Origin of the sequence: Acinetobacter sp. HR7 (assembly GCF_000773685.1) — a bacterium.
GTDB lineage: Bacteria > Pseudomonadota > Gammaproteobacteria > Pseudomonadales > Moraxellaceae > Acinetobacter > Acinetobacter thermotolerans.
In genome coordinates, this window is record NZ_JPQO01000036.1 from 1 (window position 1) to 3768 (window position 3768).

The following is a 3768-nucleotide window of genomic DNA, read 5'->3' on the forward strand; positions in this document are numbered from 1 at the left end:
TAACTGACTGGCATTACCCTTATAGGATGCTTTTGTTGTGAAACGACAAGATGCTGTTACAGAAGCGCAGCAAAGATTCCCAGGAAAATCATGACACCCACCCAGCGGTTATGCCGGAAAGCCCAGAAACAGCGCTGAGGATCTTTATCCTTGGTTTTGGACCACTGATATACGAAATCAATCGCGACTGCCAGAAGCCCAATCAAGCCAAATGGAATCAGTAAGTCTTCTATCCACAAAGCTGAACCAATCAGAACCAAACTAATGGCCTGCAAGATGCTGATGATCTGAATATCATGCTGCCCAAACAAAATCGCTGTCGACTTCACGTCAATCTTTAAATCATATTCACGATCCGTAATCGCATATTGGGTATCATAAGCCACAGTCCAAGCCAAATTACCAAAATACAGCAACCAGCAGGTTAAATCCGGTGTTTGCCCTACTGCGGTATAGGCCATCGGAATCGACCAGGAAAATGCTGCACCCAAGAACACTTGTGGCAAATGGGTATAGCGCTTCATAAACGGATAGATGAAGGCTAAAAATAAAGCCCCAAAGGACCAGTAGAAGGTTTCAATCGGCAGAAAAAACAGCAGACAAGCACTCGCCGCGACCAGCACCAGAAACACCATCACCGCTTCTTTAGCACTAATGATGCCTGTAGCCAACGGACGGGTTTTAGTCCGCTCGACATGGGCATCGACTTTACGGTCTGCAAAGTCATTAATGGCACAACCTGCTGCACGCATAAAGATGACTCCAAGAATCATCGGGATCAGGATACTAAGCTGAGGCACTCCCTTAGCAGCAACCCACAATGCCCACATGGTTGGCCAAAACACCAGTTCAGTGCCAATCGGCTTGTCGAAACGACATAGGTAATAATAGGCGCTAAAACGCTCGCGCCAAGTAATTGCTTGTGCAGTTGCCATATCAAGTTAAGCCTGTTGATTTTCTATATAACGCTGAAAAGCAGGTAAAAATGTTTCTTGTACAATGAATTTGCAGCCGTGCCAAGTATAGCAGCTCTGTCGGGTCCACCCATCCTCCAGATAGATCACACGACGTTCACAATGCGGATCGGTCCGTTGAAATAACAACCAACCAATGGGTTTAGAACCAATATGTTGAAAAATACGAGCACGTTTTTGCAGGCTTAAAATCGGGAAAATACTTTTGGCTTTGACCCAGGGCTCGGCATCACAACCATATAAATAGCTTTCCCGCACCCAAGAGGTATGCTGATGTGGCATCTTCATCCAGCTGGCATTTTTAAAACTGAGACGCCGAAAATGTTCCTGCTGTGGTTCTACCCGGAACTGCCCGCCTGCCAGGTCAGTTAATTGCTGGGTTAATGAACCTGAAGCATACAGCCATTCTTTTAATCTTGCAGGCATCTGCTGTCCATATGGATTCTTAACTTTCACACTCACCACAGTATCAACTTCACGATTAGGCATTATCAGTCTTGGCGATGACTTCATATTTTCCACTTGGTAGCTTTTTCAGAATCAGGCCGTCTGTGGTGATATAAAAACTTTTCGGATAGTCATAATCCAGCGCCAGCTCAGGATTACGTAGAGCCACAAATTCTGCCTGCTTATAACCTTCAGGTGTACGCCCAACTTCAACATAAGTCACTTCAGAAAAATTCAGTTTAAAGCCCTTGTCATGATCCTGCGGATCAATCCAGGGAAAAAAGCCGGTATGTTTTTTACGTGCTGCCATAATCATTTATCTTGAATCCATAACAGCATCATACAAAAAAACCCGCACAAAGGCGGGTCTTTTTTACAGTGAAATTCTCGGAAGAATTACAGGCTGTAGTACATGTCGAATTCAACTGGGTGAGTAGTCGTATTAAGACGACGAACTTCTTCAGTTTTAAGCTCGATGTACGCTTCAAGCATTTCTTTAGTGAACACGCCACCTTTAAGCAGGTAATCTTGGTCCGCTTTAAGCGCTTCAAGAGCCATTTCAAGGCTGTGAGCCACTGTAGGGATTTTAGCTTCTTCTTCTGGAGGAAGATCGTACAGGTTTTTGTCTGCAGCTTCACCTGGATGGATCTTATTCTGGATACCATCGATACCAGCCATCAGCAATGCAGCGAAACCTAGGTACGGGTTCATCATTGGATCAGGGAAACGTGCTTCGATACGTTTGCCTTTAGGGCTAGAAACGTATGGGATACGGATAGAAGCAGAACGGTTACGTGCTGAGTAAGCAAGCATAATCGGTGCTTCGAAGTGTGGAACCAGACGTTTGTAAGAGTTAGTCGATGGGTTAGTGATCGCGTTCAATGAACGAGCATGTTTGATGATACCACCGATGAAGTAAAGTGCAGTTTCTGAAAGACCTGCGTATTCATCACCAGCAAACAGGTTCTTGCCATCTTTAGAGATCGACATGTGAACGTGCATACCAGAACCGTTGTCACCTACCATTGGTTTAGGCATGAAAGTCGCAGTTTTAGCGTATTGATGCGCAACGTTCCAAACAGCATATTTGAACTGTTGTACTTCGTCAGCTTTACGAACCATAGTGTTGAAGCTTACGCCAATTTCTAGCTGGCAAGATGCAACTTCGTGGTGATGTACTTCTACACGACCTGGGCCCATAATTTCTTCGATTTTCGCACACATTTCTGCACGCATATCGTGGTGAGAATCTACTGGCGGAACTGGGAAGTAACCACCTTTAACACGTGGACGGTGACCAGAGTTACCTGATTCGTAATCTTTACCAGTAGACCATGCAGCTTCTTCAGCGATCAGTGTGTGGCGAGCGCCAGACATGTCAATTTCCCATTTTACTTCGTCAAATACGAAGAATTCTGGTTCTGGACCGAAGAATGCAGTATCACCAATACCAGTTGATTTCAGGTATTCTTCTGCACGGCGAGCAATTGAACGAGGGTCACGGTCATAACCTTGACCAGTAGAAGGTTCAATCACGTCACAAGTAACAACAACAGTAGGCTCAGCGAAGAACGGGTCAATAAAACCAGTCTCAGCATCTGGGCGTAAAATCATGTCAGACGCTTCAATACCTTTCCAGCCAGAAATTGAAGAACCATCGAACATTTTACCGTCTTCAAAAGTATCTTCATCGATAGTGTCTGCTGGGTAAGTCACGTGTTGTTCTTTACCTTTAGTGTCTGTAAAACGGAAATCTACCCATTTTGCGCCACTTTCTTGGATGAGTTGAAGGACCTTGTTCGCCATGCTCAGTTTGCTCCGATGTTTTTTGTTGCACCCAGGGAGTGCGTGTTAGTAGTTGGTAGTTATAAAGCAATTACCGTACCAACTTTTAAAAGTATAGCTAAAATCCTGAAATCCTTATTAGAAAACGGTTATTAGAAGAAATACTTTGTCGCTATTATACTGTTTGCATAATTAAATGCACTATATTCAAGCATTCTATGTTTTTTTTGTTTTCATTACTTTCAAGCTGCACTTAAATAGTGCGACGTTTTTATTCTATAGGTTATTGCAAGTAAATAGTGCGTGCTTTACGTAGCTTTTCTTCAAACTGGGTAAGCTTTTAGGCATATTTCAGGGTAATTTTGTATCTAGCATCGGATAATTAGTTTTTCTTAAAATGTTTTTTCTATCAAACCCTCCCCAAATTGAGTCACTTTAGACAAAGAAAGACTAAGTACCCTTGATTATTTTGTTCAGATTAAAATTCAACTGTTGCTTTTTAATCCAACTTTTAAGAAATGAATATCGATATTCATTATTCATAACCTGAGTTCGATGAAAT

Annotated in this window: 4 protein-coding genes; all 4 read right to left on the reverse strand. The window is 43.0% G+C overall.

Annotation, left to right across the window (positions count from 1 at the left end; genetic code table 11):
* Positions 1-56: 56 nt before the first annotated feature.
* A complete protein-coding gene (ubiA, locus tag GW12_RS02510) occupies positions 57-935 on the reverse strand; it encodes a 4-hydroxybenzoate octaprenyltransferase (protein WP_034583005.1) in 879 nt (292 codons plus the stop codon).
* A 6-nt stretch (positions 936-941) separates the two neighbouring features.
* On the reverse strand, positions 942-1400 hold the full coding sequence (locus GW12_RS02515; RefSeq protein WP_227504116.1) for a chorismate lyase: 459 nt from the start codon (positions 1398-1400) through the stop codon (positions 942-944).
* 55 nt (positions 1401-1455) lie between these two features.
* Positions 1456-1731, reverse strand: a complete 276-nt coding sequence (locus tag GW12_RS02520; protein ID WP_034583011.1) for a hypothetical protein — start codon at positions 1729-1731, stop codon at positions 1456-1458.
* 86 nt (positions 1732-1817) lie between these two features.
* A complete protein-coding gene (gene glnA / locus GW12_RS02525) occupies positions 1818-3227 on the reverse strand; it encodes a type I glutamate--ammonia ligase (RefSeq protein ID WP_034583009.1) in 1410 nt (469 codons plus the stop codon).
* Between the last annotated feature and the right edge of the window lie 541 nt (positions 3228-3768).